10 protein-coding genes are annotated in these 15,840 nt (G+C 68.5%); 7 read left to right on the top strand and 3 right to left on the bottom strand.

Annotated features, from left to right (window positions below):
* Positions 1-126 precede the first annotated feature (126 nt).
* The 4 genes from D7W82_RS23510 (at position 127) to D7W82_RS41055 (ending at position 7,919) form a co-directional block, all read left to right on the top strand.
* Entirely contained in the window at positions 127-4,206 is a 4,080-nt protein-coding gene (locus D7W82_RS23510; protein WP_120620494.1) for a DUF3857 domain-containing transglutaminase family protein, read from the top strand.
* Between the two features lie 6 nt (positions 4,207-4,212).
* The gene (locus D7W82_RS23505; protein ID WP_120620493.1) at positions 4,213-4,824 is read left to right on the top strand and encodes a hypothetical protein; all 612 of its coding nucleotides are present in this window, start codon (positions 4,213-4,215) and stop codon (positions 4,822-4,824) included.
* 142 nt (positions 4,825-4,966) lie between these two features.
* A complete protein-coding gene (locus tag D7W82_RS23500; RefSeq protein ID WP_120620492.1) occupies positions 4,967-6,181 on the top strand; it encodes a methyltransferase in 1,215 nt (404 codons plus the stop codon).
* Positions 6,182-6,251: 70 nt separating this feature from the next.
* On the top strand, positions 6,252-7,919 hold the full coding sequence (locus tag D7W82_RS41055; RefSeq protein ID WP_233587895.1) for a kelch repeat-containing protein: 1,668 nt from the start codon (positions 6,252-6,254) through the stop codon (positions 7,917-7,919).
* 28 nt (positions 7,920-7,947) lie between these two features.
* Here D7W82_RS41055 and D7W82_RS23490 read toward each other — a convergent pair whose 3' ends face one another.
* The 3 genes from D7W82_RS23490 to D7W82_RS23485 form a co-directional block, all read right to left on the bottom strand.
* Complete coding sequence (locus D7W82_RS23490; RefSeq protein WP_120620491.1) at positions 7,948-8,340, bottom strand: RidA family protein; 393 nt, start codon at positions 8,338-8,340, stop codon at positions 7,948-7,950.
* Positions 8,341-8,414: 74 nt separating this feature from the next.
* Positions 8,415-8,927 (bottom strand): hypothetical protein, encoded by a 513-nt coding sequence (locus tag D7W82_RS40150; RefSeq protein ID WP_147439490.1) that lies wholly within the window; start codon positions 8,925-8,927, stop codon positions 8,415-8,417.
* Positions 8,928-9,469: 542 nt separating this feature from the next.
* Complete coding sequence (locus D7W82_RS23485) at positions 9,470-9,898, bottom strand: tellurite resistance TerB family protein (protein WP_120620490.1); 429 nt, start codon at positions 9,896-9,898, stop codon at positions 9,470-9,472.
* Between the two features lie 469 nt (positions 9,899-10,367).
* Here D7W82_RS23485 and D7W82_RS42390 point away from each other — a divergent pair, with 469 nt between their 5' ends.
* The 3 genes from D7W82_RS42390 to D7W82_RS23465 all read left to right on the top strand — a co-directional run.
* Complete coding sequence (locus tag D7W82_RS42390; protein WP_304988739.1) at positions 10,368-11,861, top strand: hypothetical protein; 1,494 nt, start codon at positions 10,368-10,370, stop codon at positions 11,859-11,861.
* A 278-nt stretch (positions 11,862-12,139) separates the two neighbouring features.
* Entirely contained in the window at positions 12,140-13,723 is a 1,584-nt protein-coding gene (locus D7W82_RS23475; RefSeq protein WP_120620489.1) for an amidohydrolase family protein, read from the top strand.
* A gap of 458 nt (positions 13,724-14,181) precedes the next feature.
* A partial coding sequence (locus tag D7W82_RS23465) for an Ig-like domain-containing protein (RefSeq protein WP_147439488.1) occupies positions 14,182-15,840 on the top strand: 1,659 nt, incomplete at its 3' end.

Raw genomic sequence — 15,840 nt, 5'->3', positions numbered from 1 at the left:
CCCCAGCGTTGAGTCTTTCCGAAAGACAATGAATTACGCGCTTTGAAGCCAGCGCTTCGTCCTTCGTGACCCTGGGGGGGATGGGATGTCCAACGCCACGCCTGCTAGGCTGCGGTCCATCCTCACATGACCACCCTGCTCTTCGCCGCGGCGACGGCCTCTGACCTGTCCACCGGCTCGCTCATCTGGATCGCTCTCCTTTTCTTCGGCCTCTTCAAAGGCTGGCAGGCACTCCAGGATGCCGCCACGAACCGCAAGGCGGTCTATTCACTGATGCTGGTGGATGTCGCCGCGCTGGTGATCCTCCTCGTCCAGCAGTTCAAGGTGCTCGGCTCGCCCCCGGCGGCCATCCTGGTGGGGCTGTTCACGTTCGTCCTCATGCTGCTGGGACTGTTCCTCGCCGTCACCGGCCTCGTCGAGCTGCGCTCCGACAAGGAACGGCTCCTGAAGGGCCGCTCGCACGCGTGGTGGGCCATCGCGATCTCGGCCCTCATTCTGACCGGCATGGGCATTGGCTTCGCCAGGGTCATGTCACGCCGGAATGAAATCCCGGCGAATCTCCGGGTGGAGAAGCCCGAGGAGGGCATCCGCGACGAGGAGATGAACTTCGCCTTCCAGCATCCAGGCAAGCCGTGGACGACGCTGAACGCCCCTCGGATCAACAAGCTCGCGAAGTTCGCCATGGCGCGGGGGGGCGACGCCCAGATGTACTTCATGATCGTCCCGGAGAAGTTCGCGGACGGAGAGCTCGCCGACGAAGAGGAGGGCACCGAGCTGCTCGCGGACATCGTGAGCGCCAACCTCGAGAGCGCCACGGGCACGGTCGAAAAGCTGTCACGCGAGCCCCTTGCCGTCGGTGGGATGAAGGGCATCCGCCTGCGCTCCCGCGCCCAGCACGCGAACATGCCGCTGACCTACGTGCACTGGGTCTATGCGCACGGAGAGCACGCCTATCAGCTCGTCGCGTGGGGAAGCCCCAAGGGGGAGCAGGAGCTCTTCGCGGAGGCGGACCGCCTGTTCTCGCGCTTCTCCCTGGTCAATCCCCAGAGCAAGGCCGCCCCCGCCACCGCGGCCGCGCGTCCCCTGACGGCACAGTCGACGGAGTATGGATACTCCGTCGAACTGGACGGGCGACTGTGGACTCGGCCCACCAACCTCGCGACGGAGTTCCCCGAAGCGGACTTCGGCGCTACCGGTGACAACGCCAGCATGGTGGTCGTCCCCCTCTGGCTCTTCGGAGAGGACCCCTCTCCGGACGCCCTGGCCCATGGCCTGATGAGCGTCCTCGAAATCGACTCGCGCGAAGGCGCGGTCCGCAATGCCCGCGAGGTCACCACGGGCAAGCTCTCTGGCCAGGCCCTCTCCTACGAGTCCAAGAGTGAGGATGGCGGGGTCGACGAGTACGAGCTGCGCGTGTTCCGCGACGGGGACATGGCGTACCTGCTCGCCGGATGGTGGACCAAGAACCAGCCCACGCTCGGCACCCGGGTCCGCTCGGCGCTGGATGCCGTCAAGCTCAGCGCCCCCTCGACGGCGCCCCGCTCCGCGGCGGCGGGCAAGGCCGCCGCGACCACCCACGCCAGGGTCTTCGACCAGTTCGCGCGGTACTACAGCGACCGGGAGGACTTCGCCGCGGCCGCGCCCTGGTTCAAGCGCGCCTTCGAGCTGGAGCCCGGCGTGCCCATGCTGCTCATCAACGCCGCGGCCGGGTACGCCAGCTCCGAGCAGTACGCGGAGGGGCTCGCGCTCATCAATGCCCACGCGAAGCGGTTCCGGGGGGAGCCGCGGCTGGAGTCCTGGCGGGCCTACCTGCTCGTGCGCAGCGGCCGTGAGGCCGAAGGATTCCAGGCCTACGCGTCCATCTTCCCCTCCCGCCTCACCAACGAGAGCCACCTGCACCGGTACCTCACGCTGCTCGAGGAGAAGGGCCGCGTCGCGCAGGCGCTCCAGGTCATCCAGCGGTACCGGAAGCGCGCCGACTCGACGGACGCCACGCTCATGCATGCGGGCCTCCTGCGGCGCAAGGGCGCCCCCGAGCAGGCCGCGGCCCTCCTGCGTCAGCGCCAGAAGCGCGAGGGCTACGCCCTGGAGTTGTCCGAGGCGCTGGCGAACACGTGGCTGGAGGCCAAGAAGCCGAAGCTCGCCCTCGAAGTCGCCGAGGAGATGGTGAGCAAGTCAGCGCAGTCGCCCACGGGCTACCAGGCCCGGGCTCGCGTGGAGTACGCGCTCAAGCACTATGCGGACGCCAAGTCCTCCCTGGAGAAGGCGCTCGAACTGGAGCCCGCCTCCGCGGACACGCGCCAGTTCCTCGAGCATGTGTCCGGCATGCTGGGCCAGGGGACGAACTCGGTGCTCAAGACGCCCATCGAGGAGGTCGCGCTGCCGCCGGACCTGCTCGCCCGGAAGGACAAGCCCGCGGAGGCGAAGGGCCACAATGGCCAGTACCCCCTGCTGGCCACCGCCATCTCCTTCGTGAAGGGAAAGGAATTGCGCACCACCGACCTGCGCCGGGTCACGGTGCACAACGCGGCGGGCGTGGAGCGCTACAACACCTTCGAGTTCGAGCTCAACCCGCTGTCCGAGGAGATCTTCGTCAACCGGGTGGAGGTCCGGGATGAGCAGGGCCGCGTGGTGGCCAGGGGCAAGGTGGAGGACTGCTACGTCTCCGACCGGGCCTCCGCGCAGCAGGGCACGCAGCGCCGCACCCTGGTGGTGCCCGTACCGGGACTGAAGCCCGGGCACACCGTGGAGGTGGTGGTCACCCGGCGCGACATCACGCCGCCGAAGTCCATGCGCTTCCTCGAACATGACTTCTTCGCGAGCATCCCCGCGACACGCTCGGTGCTCTACGTCCGCGGCGACGTGGACGCGATGCAGTGGCGAGCCTCACCCGGCATCAAGCCGCTCCAAGCGCCCGATGCCTTGACCTTCATCGTCGAGCAGCCCGCCATCTACCGCGAGGAGGGCATGCAGCCCGACTACCAGGAGTACCTGCCCATGGCGTGGCTGGCCCCCGTCGGTACGACGTGGGAGGCCGAGGGAAGCGACTACCTGAAATCCATTGCCGCGCAGCTCGCGCCCGCGCCCACCGTGAAATCCCTGGCCGCCAAGGAGGCGGGCACGGCCAAAGAGCAGGCGCCCCGTGCCGCCGCGCTGGCCCGGTGGGTCCAGAAGAGCCTGACCTACCGAGGCATCCTCTTTGGGGCACGGGCCCGCATTCCGCATGCGGTGGACGAAATCCTCAAGAACCGCACCGGCGACTGCAAGGACCACTCCCTCCTGCTGCACCAGCTGCTGGGCGCCGCCGGGATTCCCTCGCAACTGGCGCTCGTGCGGACACAGGGTCCCATCGTCTCGGACACGCCCTCGATGGATCAGTTCGACCACATGGTCGTCTACCTGCCGACGGTGGGCGGGGGCACCTTCGTGGATGTGACGAACAAATCCGCCGCGCCCATGAGCAGCGGGGAGGTGGCATTGGGCGGCCGGGAGGCGTTGGTGTTGGATGCCACGAACTCCCGGCTCGTGCGCATCCCCGAGTCCTCCCAGAGCCACGTGCGCGCCGAACGGCACGTCCGCCTCCAGGGAACGACGCTGCACGTGAAGGAGCAGGTGACGCTGACGGGGAGCCATGCCTCCGCCCTGCGCTATTACCTTTCCAGCGAAGCGCCCTCCGAGCGCGCGGAACTGATGGCCACCATGATGGGAGGCTCCCGGGCAGGCGTGAGCGTCACCACGCTGGGGGCCCCCGACCTGGAGGAGCCCGAGCGCCCGCTGACCTTGAAAATCGAATACGTCGTGCGCGGCCGGTTCGCGTCCGCGGGCGGAGGCATCGTGGGGCAGCTGCCCTCGCCCTGGGAGCACAACTTCCTCAGTCTCCGGGAGACGGAGCGACGCGACTCTCCACTGGAAACGAGGACGCCCCTCGTCATCGAGAGCGTGACCCATTTCGAGGTGCCCTCGGGTCAGGACATCCCGGAGCAGGACCTGGCGGAGCGCTCCGGCACCACGGACTACGCGGAGTGGAAGCTGGCGTCCCGACTGGCCGATGGCGTGCTCACGCGAGACTTCCGCATCCAACGGGCGAAGGGACGCTACGAAGCCTCCAGGTACCCTGCGTACAAGGACGCCATGCAAGCCGCGCTGGGGGCCCTGGAGCAACGCGTATCGCTGCGGGGGCCCACGTCCGCGGCCGTCCAGGAGTAGTCCGACGTGCAGGCAGACAGGAAAGACTCCTTTGAAGTACGCACCCTTACCCGCGGAGAAGAGTTCGACGCCTACCGGAGGCTGCTTTTCGAGGTCTACATCGAAGAAGCCGGTTGGAACTTCAATCCAGCCAATCCCTCCGGAATCCGGATCTCCGACCGCAAGTTGCTGGATGACCGGGATGACTTCGCCACCTGCTTCGGAGTCTTCAGGCAGGACGTATTGGTGGGGGGTGGCCGCATCTGCGGGAGGTTTCAGGGTCGATTCGAGGTCCATGGCTACCAACCGGATCGGGACCTGGGCTTCCTTGACATTCCCAATCTGTTCGAAGCGAGCCGGGCCGCCCTGCGACCCGATATCAGGGGCAGCGACGCGTTCCCATTGCTGGTCTTGCACATATTTGAATACTGCAAGCGCAACCGCCTGCTTGTATTTACAGCCCCGAGCGTGCGGTCCGTGATGCGCTTCTATCACTCGATTGGGATGCCAGCAGTCGAGGGCTGCAGGTTCAGGTTCGAGCCCGAGGATCCAGCGGAGGCACAGCTGTTCCTGGTGGACTCAGAGGACGTTCTGGACACCGTCCTCCAGAAGCTGCGTCCACTCCTCCGTGGCGGTTGAGGGATGGATCCGCGTCCACACATCGCGCTGGTGGCGCTGATGGCCTGGCGGACCTGATGGAGGCCGTGCCATACGACCAGGACCTGTCGCAGGAGCACTGAATCACCAACCGGCGGAGCGGCGGCGCATAGGATGCGCCGCCATGGACTTCCAGGCGCGACTCGAGGCGCTCACGCACCAGCTCCGCCCCTGGTCTCCGCTCTGGTCCCGCTCCATCCTCCAGGGCTGGCCCGGGTCCGGCGCCGCTTTTCCCGAGGACTGGCTGAGCTATGCCCGGTCGCTCGATGAAACGGGCGAGCGCCAGCTGGACCAGGGGGTGCTCGTGGGCGCCCCGCCCGCGTCCCTGTCCGCGCTCCTGGGCTCGCTCCAGGAACTGACCGCGCTGCCCTGGCACGAAGGCATCCACCCGCTGACGGTCGCCCAGACGCAGGGACTCAGCGCCAAGAAGACCCACGAGCTCGAGCGGGTGCTCGCCCTGCTCGCGCCCAGAACGCGCTTCGTCCACCAGGCGGTCGATATCGGCGGCGGAATGGGACACCTCGCCCGCCTCTGTGCGCGGACATTCGGGTGGACCTTCCACAGCATCGACCGGGACGCCGCGTTGCAGGACAAGGGCCGGCGGTGGCTGACGAAGACCCGCCCCCTGGGTGGCGACACCCTGCACTTCATCCAGGCCTCCGTCGAGGACGGGGACCAACCGCGGATTGATCCGCTCTTCTCCGGCCGGGACCGGGCCTCCATCGGTCTGCACACCTGCGGGCCGCTCGCCCTCACGCAGATTCGCAAGAGCCAGGGGGCGGGCTTCGTCCTGAATGTCGGCTGCTGCTACGACAAGCTGGAGGCCCCTCGAGACCATCCGGTCTCCCGCTTCGGCGGCGCGCATCCCCTGCCCTTCACCCCGCATGCCCTGGCGCTGACGACGCGGGGTCGGCAGCACAAGACGGAGGAGGAGTTCGCGCGGATGAAGCAGGTGTACGCGTGGCGCTTCGCGTTCGACCTCCTGTCGAGACAGCGCTTTCCCGAGCGCGGCTTCGTGCGGGCAGGGGACGCGCCCCGGACGCTCTATGACGGCCCCTTCGCCGTCTACGCGCGCGACCGCCTGGAGCGCCTGGGCCTGGAGCCCGCTATGACGGACGCCGAGCTGGATGCCTTTGAGGTCTCCGTTCGCGCCGAGACGCGGGAGCTCCTGCTCTGCCATCTGCTGAGGGACCGCTTCGCGCGGGCGTTGGAGGTCGTGCTCCTGCTCGATCGCGCCATCCTCCTGGAGGAGCTGGGCTTCCAGGTCGAGCTCCTCCAGCTCTTCGATCCGCGACTGTCCCCGCGCAACCTCGCGCTCATCGCGTCGCGGAGCGCTTGAGCGCGGGCCGGGGGGATTGGTGGGAGGAAGGCGCCTCGGCTACAAACGAGGCCCCATCCGCAGTGCCCTGTTGAAAGATTTCCGGCTCATCTTCCGCTGGTGGTTGTTGTCTGTCTGTCTGTCTTGTCCTTGCCGCGTCCTCCTCATCGGCGGCACCTCCGTGCGCGGCTTCTTCACGGGCACGGCGGTGCGCACCACCAGCGTGGAGCTGTACGACCCGGCCACGGGCCTCTGGCGCGACACGGGCTTCCTCAACGTCGCGCGCAGCGGACACACCGCGACCGTGCTCGCGGATGGCCGCGTGCTGGTGGCGGGCGGCGTGGGCGCGGACGGGAAGGTCATCCCGTGGGTGGAGCTGTATGACGCGGAGACGGAGACGTGGACGCTCACCGCGCCGCTGTCCACCGCGCGCAGCTCCCACGTGGCCACCCAGTTGGCGGACGGGCGCGTCCTCGTGACGAGCGGCGTGAGCTCCACCGGCGCCGCCCTCGCCTCCACCGAGGTGGTGCAGCCCGCCGGCTTCTGCCCGGCCCACGGCTGCGTGCCCGAGTCCGACGATGCCCTCTGCGCGAAGCAGGAGGCCGGCTGCGGCACCCTCAGCGTGCAGGACGCCTGTGGCACGACGCGGCAGGTGTCGTGCGGTCAGTGCTCCCAGTCCACCTCCTGCGGCGGAGCGGGCATCCCGTACCGCTGCGGCTTCCCGGGCGGCGCGGGCTGGCAGGTGGAGACGCTGGGCACGGCGGGCGGCGGGCGGCCGGGCATCGTCATCGAGGCGAACGGCGAGCCGGCGGTGGCCTACCTCTGGTACGACGTGGGCGGAGGCAGTGGCTTCACCTACGAAGTCTTCCTCGCGCGACGGCACTCCCAGGGCTGGAGCGCCGCGCCCATCCAGGGTGGCGTCCTCTCCAGCAACGTGGCCCTGGCGCGCACGAGCACGGGGCAGCTGCGCGCCGCCGCCACGATGCGTGTGTATGTCTATTCCTCCAGCGACGAGGTGCCCATCCTCCTGTCCTGGGACGCGGGGCGCTGGCGGGACGAGGTGACCGCGCCCACCTACCCGGTGGTGAACGCGAGCCAGCTGGCGATGGGCCTGGGCCCCACGGACGAGCCGCTGGTGTGCACCATCGACCTGGTCACCTCCTTCCACACCGCCGAGCTGCTCTGCTACGCGCGCGACGGCGCCGGGGCGTGGAGGCGGGACCGCGTGGACGCGCCGGGCTCCTACGGCGGCGCGCCTTCGGTGGCGGTGGACCGCGACGGCCTGCCGCACCTCGCCTACTACGACATGAACAAGAAGGCCCTCATCCACGCGGTGAAGGGCGCCACGGGCTGGACGCTGGAGACGGTGGACGCGAGCGCGGACGTGGGTCGCGACGCTTCCCTGGCGCTCGACGCGCAGGGCCACCCGCACATCGCCTACCGCGATGCGACGAACAAGGACCTCAAGTACGCGCGGTGGATGGGCAGCGCGTGGAGCCTCGAACAGGTGGACACCGCCGATGACGTGGGAGGCACCCCGGCGCTGGCGCTCGATGCGCAGGGCCGCCCGCACATCAGCTACGAGGACCTCACCCGCAAGAACCTGAAGTACGCGCGCTGGAGCGGCACCGCCTGGGAGTTCACCACCGTGGACGCCAGCGGGGTCGGTGGCGCGAACTCCGCGCTGACGCTGGATGCCTCCGGAAGGGCCCACATCGCCTATTACGGACAGGGCCTGCGCTACGCGCGCGGACCGTGAAGGAGCGGGTCGCCTCGTGTCTGTTGAATCAAGGCACGTAGGCGATGCAATCAATCTCCACGCGCAGGCCGGTGTCCGGAAGCGCGGACACCTGCACGGTGGTGCGTGCGGGGCGGTGGCCGGCGAAGACGCGCTCGTAGACGGCGTTCATTCGCGAGAACTCCTGCATGTCCACCAGGAAGACGCCGCAGCGCAGGACGTGCTGGAGGCTGGAGCCACCGGCCACGAGGATGCGCTCCAGGTTGCGCAGCACCTGCTCTGTCTGTGCTTCGATTCCCTCGGCCTGCACGCCGGTCGCGGGGTCCCTGGCCGCCTGTCCGGAGATGAAGAGCAGCCGGTCCAGCTGCATGCCGGGAGAGTACGGGCCCGCGGGTTTGGGCAGTCCTGGCGCGACGATGGGCTGATGCTTCGCTGACGTCATGGGTTTCTCCTTGAAGGATGGACAGGCGAACCTGACCACCGAGAGCACATGCTTGCCGCCGCGCCATGGCGGCTTCAGCTGTCGCCGGTACCGAAGCCACAGGTCAGTTGCCCGTTCGCGCAGCGTGCCACGCATTCCTGCCCGTCTCCGTTCGGGTCACAGGGCCGCCCCCTGCACTCGTTGAGCCCGCAGGTGCCGATGGGGCCGCTCCCCTTGCACATGGACGTGGAGATCTCGCCGTCGGCGGCGTTGGTCCAGGACGTGTTGCTGATGTTGGCGTAGCACCACTGGCAGGAGTTGGCTGGGTTTTCCGAGCCGTGCGGGTACGCAACACCATCGATGACGCATTCACTACCGCCACTGCCACTACAGGTGACGGTGATGCCATCACAGGTGATCGAGGTACCCGAAATGGAGCTACAGATGTTCCCCGAACACTGGAGCAACTGTCCGGTCCCGCATTGGGTCGACGTGTTGCACAACGCGGACGACAGACTGCCCAGGGGCTCCACCACGCTCTCCTCCGGGGGCACACCACATGCCAGGAGCAGCACGCATCCAACGACCATCGAGACAATACTCTTCATGGCTTTCTCCCCGTGCGCCGAGCACGATGACGCGCTGCCAGCCTCCGACGAGCGCATGGGAACACCCGCTCATGGGGACATCGCGAGCGGACAGCTTACGCACTTGCCCCGAAAGCCTCCACTCTCTTGGAAAGCTCTACATGAAACAGACGATCGCGCCACAGGCGCAACCCAAGACATGAGCCGCGTGCAACTCAGCTTCCTGCCTACGCAGAAGATACGGGCTCAGGGAATGGCCCAAGCCATCATCTCCGCTCTCGCACCCGGGCGTTACCCGAATACCACTCCAGATCTGGTGCTGGCTGTCGATGAGCTGGAACCAGTTGGTGGGCGCGAGGAGACGCGCGTGAGGAGCCTCCTTCGTGACCGTGCTTCATTCCCAGGCCCGAGGCGTATTTCTACATGGAGCCGACCGCGCTCACTCTCGGGTGGGCGCGACGAATCACCTCCAGCCGCGCTCCTGGAGTGACGCCGCGGCCCCTCTGCCCACCTCGCATTCCCTGTTCCCGGCGGCGCCAGGAACAGGGAACGCGGGCGGCTCGTCAGAGCAGCTTCGACATGATGTCGCGCTCGCGCTGGTCGAGCTTGATGGAGTCGAGCGTCCAGGTGATGAGCTCGTCGGCGACCGAGGCGTCGTAACCGAAGGTGGTGGCGGCCTCCTTCACCGACGCGCGCTCCTCGGTCGCGAGCTCTCCGTCGGCACAGGCCACTTCGACGAGCATGCGCAGCAGGGAGGCGCGCAGTTCGCGGATTTCAATCTTGCCGACGATGTCGGCGAGCCGGCCGGGCTTCTGGAACTCCGCCTCGATGAGCGCGGCGACCTGCGGGTCGCGGGGCGACAGGCCGATGTTCAGCACCACCTCATCGAGCTGCTGGCGCTCCTCTTCGGTGATGCGGCCGTCGCTCGCCGCCACGTTGGCCATGGCCTGGACGAACGCCAGCAACTGCTCCTGTGGGTACTCGCTCGACATATCATCTCCTGGGTAGACAGCGCGCGGCGGGCCGGGAACTCACGGACAGCCACGATGCCGGGCTTCTCGGCCACACAGGATAGTGGGGGCCCATGAGGAGCGAAAACGGTTTCAGCCGGAGGCGTGCGTCCGCGCGCACTCGGGTCCTCGCACGGCAGTGACTCCCGCTCCTCCCATGGCCGACCCCACACCGGACCGATGCTCGCGGGTTGGGGTCAATCCGGGCTTGTCGCCAGGAGACGATGACGCGGAGGGACAAGCCGGCTCGCTTCTCGCCACGGAACCCGTGACAATCCGCGGCATGACCCTGCGACATCCGATTCTCTCCCTGTTGATTTTCTCCCTCGCGGTCGTACCTACCCTTTCTGCGTGTGGCTCCGATGACGGCGATACCCCGCCGGATGCGGGCACCAGACCCGACGCAGGCCCCCCGCCCGACTCAGGTACCGAGTTCGACGCGGGCGCCGAAGTGGACGCGGGCGCCGAGTCCGATGCGGGCACCGAGGTGGACGCGGGCACCGAGTCTGACGCTGGCACCGAAGTGGACGCTGGCACGGAGCCCGACGCAGGCACGGAGCCCGACGCGGGCACCGAAGTGGACGCGGGTACGACTCCCGACGCAGGCACGGAGCCCGACGCGGGCACCGAAGTGGACGCTGGCACCGAAGTGGACGCTGGCACGGAGCCCGACGCAGGCACGGAGCCCGACGCGGGCACCGAAGTGGACGCGGGTACCGAAGTAGATGCGGGCACCGAGCCGGACGCGGGCACCACCCCTGACGCAGGCACCGAGCCGGACGCAGGCACCGAGCCGGACGCGGGCACCAGCACGGATGCAGGCACCGACCCCTTCACCACCTGCGAGGGCGCGTGCCAGGACACCGCCGTCACGGTTCAGATTGGCGGGAACCAGCGCGTCCTGCCCCACGCCTTCTTCGGCTACACGGAGCCGGAGAACGCCGGGGACCCGTGGACGCTGTGGATCGAGATCAACAACGGCTCGACGGATGAGTGCCCGTCCGAGACTGCACCGCCCTCCCCGCAGCTCGTCAACGTCTACCCGGTGAAGGTGCCGGTGGACACGACTCCGGAGGTGGGCTCCTCGGGGCAAGGAGGACCGACCGCGACGCTGATCGACTTCGATGGCGAGCTCCTCTCCTCATGGCCTCCTTCCGCTCAAAGCACGAACCTCACCTTCACGCCCGTGGCGGCCTCGCTCTGCCCCAGCTGCATCAAGGCCGGGACGCCTCCCGCGAAGCACTTCGTGGCCTTCGATGTGGACGGCACCTACGCGAACGGCGCCATCACCGGCCACGGGTACGCCACCTACTGCCCCTCGTTCGACCGCCTCCAGAACAACGAACCGGACGCAGGCACCGAACCGGACGCAGGCACGGAGCCGGACGCGGGCACCACTCCCGACGCGGGCACCAGCACGGATGCAGGCACCGACCCCTTCGGCACCTGCGAGGGCACGTGCCAGGACACCACCGTCACGGCCCAGTGGGACGAGAACCAGGTGGCCCTGAACCACGCCTACTTCGGCTACGTGGAGCCGACGAACGCCGCGGACGCGTGGAGGCTGGTGTTCGAATTCAGCAACGGCGAGACGGATGAGTGCCCGTCTCCGACAGCGCCATGGCCGCCGCAGCTCGCCACGCTCACATCGGTGAAGGTACCGGTGGACACAACCCCGGAGACTGGCTCCACGGCGGGTGGACCGGAATCGGAGTTGCTCGACTTCGATGGCGCGCTCATGCCGGAGTATGGCGTTCGCGACACGGGCCTCACCTTCACGCCCGTGGCGGCCTCGCTCTGCCCCAGCTGCATCAAGGCCGGGACGCCTCCCGCGAAACACTTCGTGGCCTTCGACGTGAACGCCACCTACGAGAACGGCGCCACTGTCTCCGGCCACGCGTACGCGACGTACTGCTCCTCGATGGACAGCATCCAGAACAACTGAGCGCGGTCCCGACACGCGTTCCCCCGGCCCTCCGATTCGGGAAGGCCGGGGGAGCCCCGGTCAGCCCTTGAGGCGCAAGAGGCGCCGCGTGGCCACGCACACCCCGCGCCCCTCAGCCCCGAAGTACAGGGTGCCCGGTGTCCCCCAGGCCTGGACCTTCGCGGCGAAAAAGCCACACCGGAGCGGGCGCGGGGCGACACCCTTGGACCCTCCCTCCCCCACCTGCCCCATCGCGTCCCTATCTTCAAAGGCATGCCTGTCGCCACGGGAGGCGAGCCATGAACACCGGAGCACCCGAGCCCACCGACGCCGTCCCCCGCTACATCCTGGAAGGCCGGGTGGTGACGCTCAACTCCCGGGATGAAGTGATTGAACGGGGGCGCGTCCTCATCCAGGGCAACCACATCGTCGCGGTCGAGCCGTCGGGCGGCCCCCTCCCCGAGGCCTTCCGGAACGCTCCCGTTATCGACACGCAGGGGACGCTGTATCCAGGGCTCATCGACCTGCACAACCACTTCGTCTACGACGTGCTGACGCTGTGGCGGGTGCCGAAGCGCTACCTCAATCGCACCCAGTGGCCGCGCCACGCGGACTACGCCTCGCGCATCTCCCTGCCCATCCGCGTGCTCGCCGGCCACGCCCCCTCGGCCCGCGCCGTCGTCCGCTACATCGAAGCCAAGGCGCTGCTGGCGGGCACGACCACCGGCCAGGGCATCCGGACCCGCGTGTCCGGCGGAGAGGCCCTCTTCCGGGGCGCCATGCGCAACGTCGAGGAACCTCGCGACGACCACCTGCCCGCGGGCAGCACCCGCGTGATGGACCTGCATGACGACGCCGAGGACATCGAAGCCTTCCGCGAAGCCCTGAAGTCCCGCGCCGCGTACTTCTACCACCTGGGCGAAGGCGTGGATGACTACGCCCACCGCCGCTACGTCGACCTGGCCGACCATGACCTCGTCCAGCCTTCCCTGATTGGCATCCACAGCCTGGGATTGCAGCGCCCGGACCTGGACAGGATGGCCGCCATGGGCGCCAAGGTCGTGTGGTCCCCCTTCAGCAACCTGCTGCTGTATGGACAGACATTGCACATCGCGGACCTGCTCGGCGCGGGCGTGACGTTCTCGCTGGGCTGTGATTGGTCCCCCACCGGCAGCAAGAACCTCCTCCAGGAGCTGAAGGTCGCCCGCCACGAAGCAGCGCGGCAGGGCGTGTCCCTGTCCTCCAAGACATTGGTGCGCTCGGTGACGGCGGACGCAGCCCGGGTCACGGGCTGGCAGACCCAGCTGGGCACGCTCCGAGCCGACGCGCTCGCGGACCTGCTGGTCATCGCGGGCACCGACGGCGACCCCTACGACGCGTTGATCTCCGCCACGGAGAAGCAGGTGCGCCTCGTCATCGTGGATGGCGTGGCCCGCTACGGAGACCGCGCGCTGATGGACTCGCTCGCCTTCGACCCGGGCCATCCCTCCGAGCCCTGGACCGTCGACGGCGTCGAGAAGGCCTTCTCCCTGTGGGCGGTGGACTCCCCCCTCAATGACGTGGGCTTCGAAGCGGCGCGCGCCCTCCTCGAAGAGGCCATGGCGGACCTGCCGGACTTCCGCCACCGGATGGATCGCGAGGAGCGCGCACAGCTGCGCCCCGGCGCCCCCAGGCCCTTCGAGCTCGTGCTCGACAATGAGCCGCAGGACGTCTTCGCCACCGGCCCCGCGGCTGCCGGGTTCGTCACCGACCTGGACCGGGTGGCAGGACGCATCACGCTCGACGCGCCCACCGTGGGCGGGCCGGACTACTGGGAGCTCCTGTCCGCGCAGCTCAATCTGGATGACTCGCTGAAACAACAACTGAGGTCAGACTACGCGTGAAGACATCCGGGGTGGAGTCGGCCCTCACCCCTGCGTAGAGAATAAATGTCCCTGACGGCGTAACCCCAGTGCAACGGCGGCACTGGCCGCGAGCGCCCTGCTCCTGCGCGGCGGGGCCTTCGCCACGGACGCGAACGTCTTCTCGCCCGGGTACTTCCCCAGCGAGAACGCGTACGTGCTGCTCAAGAGCACGGGGCTGTAGGCCCGCCAGGCATCCCACACCGGATGCAAGGCGTTGAAAGGCCTGGGCCTGGACCCAGAGCCGGGATCGCCGCAACTCACGACAAACACGAACGCGCCAATCCCAGGCATCCCCAGGCATTGAGGCACGTCCATGCGAGGCGGGAATGACACCCCGGGGCGAGGGAGGGATTCCCGTCTCCCCGTGGTAGGGTCTGGCCCAGCCCGCTGCCGCGCGCCCCGCGCAGGCTTCGCGGACGGTCCCATCCGAAAGCCCCATGGAATCCCATCCCTGCGTTGTCCGTCTCCGCGCTTCCCGGAGCATCCTGTTCCTTGTTCGCGCGTGGGGACTGGCGTCCCTGCTGGCCCTGGCGCTGCTCGCGCCCGAGTCCTCTGCCTCCTCGTTCACGTACCCCCCGGTGTATCAGGTGGAGCAGCGCGGTGATTTCGTGCTGCTGGGCAACACGCTGGGCTGGAACTGTGAGTCGCCCGGTCCGGCCCCGCTCGTGGGGACGGTGGGCGCGTGCGGCTCGGCCACCCAGGACTCCAGCGCGGACATCCACTGGACCCTCGACGGAGGGATGGCCTTCGCGGATACGTCGGTGCCCCCGGGGTCGGCCCGGAGCCAGGCGATGCTCGTGCTGCCTCCAGGCGCATCCGTGACGTATGCGCGGCTGTATTGGAGCGGGACCACCTCCGTCTACAGCCGGCCCGGCCCCTCGGGGCTTGACTGGACGGCGACCCTCTCCCGGGAGGGCGTCTTCTCCACGGACTTGAGGGCCAACGGCGGCTCGGAGATCTTTGATCCGACCCCGGCCGGCTACTCCCGCTATGAAGCAACCTTGGATGTGACGGCGCTGGTGCGGCAGCATGGCGCGGGCGCGTACACGTTGAGCGGCGCGGACGCGTTGGACTTCCGCGACCTCGACAGCCCCCACCCCGCGTCCGCATGGTGGATGGTCGTCTTCTACCAGCTGGAATCCGAGCCCATCCGGAAGCTGTGGCTGTACACGCCCTACGCGCTCACGACCTTCGAAGCCACGCTGACCGGCATTGAGATCCCGCCTGCCCATTCGGCGAAGCTGGGCGTCATCGCCTACCAGGGCAATGCCTTCCAGGGCCCGGACTGGCTGCACGTCAACGGCACACCGGTATCGGATGCGCAGAACCCGGAGGACGACTTCTTCAACAGCAGCCACTCGACGTTGGGGGTGGTGCAGAGCCACGACGGGGATCTGCCGCGTCTGTCCGGGGCCCCTGGCTCGATGAGCGGGCTGGATCTGGACGTGGTGGATGTCACCGCGCGGTTCTCCACGGGGGACACCTCCGTGGAGGTGGCCACGGGCTCCAACAGCGACAACTTCGACATCGTCGGCTTCGTCCTCTCCGTGGTGGGGCCGCAGCCGCCGCGCGCGCCGGTCGTGACGTCGCCCGCGAACGGCTCCGTCGAGACCTCCCGCACACCCGTCTTCACCGGCACCGCCGACCCGGACAACACCGTCACCGTGCGCTACGGCACCTCCACGCTGTGCAGCGCCCAGGCCCATTCCGTGACGGGCGCCTGGATGTGCCAGGTCAGCGCTCCCTTGATGGACGGGCCGAAGACGGTCACGGCGCAGGCGGTGGACGCGACCGGTGCCACCAGCCCCCGCACCCCCGTCGATTTCACCGTGGACGCCCTCGTGCCCGCTCCCGTGGTGTCCTCCCCTGCCGAGGGCTCGAGCATCGCCACGGTCACGCCCATCTTCAGCGGGACGACGGCGACGTCCGGCACCGTCACCGTGCGCAGGGGCTCGACCGTGCTGTGCTCGGCCTCGAGCCCGGGCTCCAGCGGCTGGTCCTGCCGGACCAGCATGCCGCTCGTCCAGGGGCCCACCGTGCTCACCGCGCAGCTCAGGGACACGTATGGGAAGGCCGGTCCCGACACGACCTTCAGC

The sequence above is a fragment of the Corallococcus sp. CA049B genome, assembly GCF_003611685.1.
Taxonomy (GTDB): Bacteria; Myxococcota; Myxococcia; order Myxococcales; family Myxococcaceae; genus Corallococcus; species Corallococcus coralloides.
The sequence above is the reverse complement of the archived record's forward strand: the minus strand, read 5'-3'. Positions and strand labels throughout refer to the sequence as shown.

Coding starts and splice junctions, on each gene's coding strand:
- D7W82_RS23510 (WP_120620494.1), top strand. CDS start 127: ATGACCACCCTGCTCTTCGCCGCGGCGACGGCCTCTGACCTGTCCACC.
- D7W82_RS23500 (WP_120620492.1), top strand. CDS start 4,967: ATGGACTTCCAGGCGCGACTCGAGGCGCTCACGCACCAGCTCCGCCCC.
- D7W82_RS23490 (WP_120620491.1), bottom strand. CDS start 8,340: ATGACGTCAGCGAAGCATCAGCCCATCGTCGCGCCAGGACTGCCCAAA.
- D7W82_RS40150 (WP_147439490.1), bottom strand. CDS start 8,927: ATGAAGAGTATTGTCTCGATGGTCGTTGGATGCGTGCTGCTCCTGGCA.
- D7W82_RS23485 (WP_120620490.1), bottom strand. CDS start 9,898: ATGTCGAGCGAGTACCCACAGGAGCAGTTGCTGGCGTTCGTCCAGGCC.
- D7W82_RS23475 (WP_120620489.1), top strand. CDS start 12,140: ATGAACACCGGAGCACCCGAGCCCACCGACGCCGTCCCCCGCTACATC.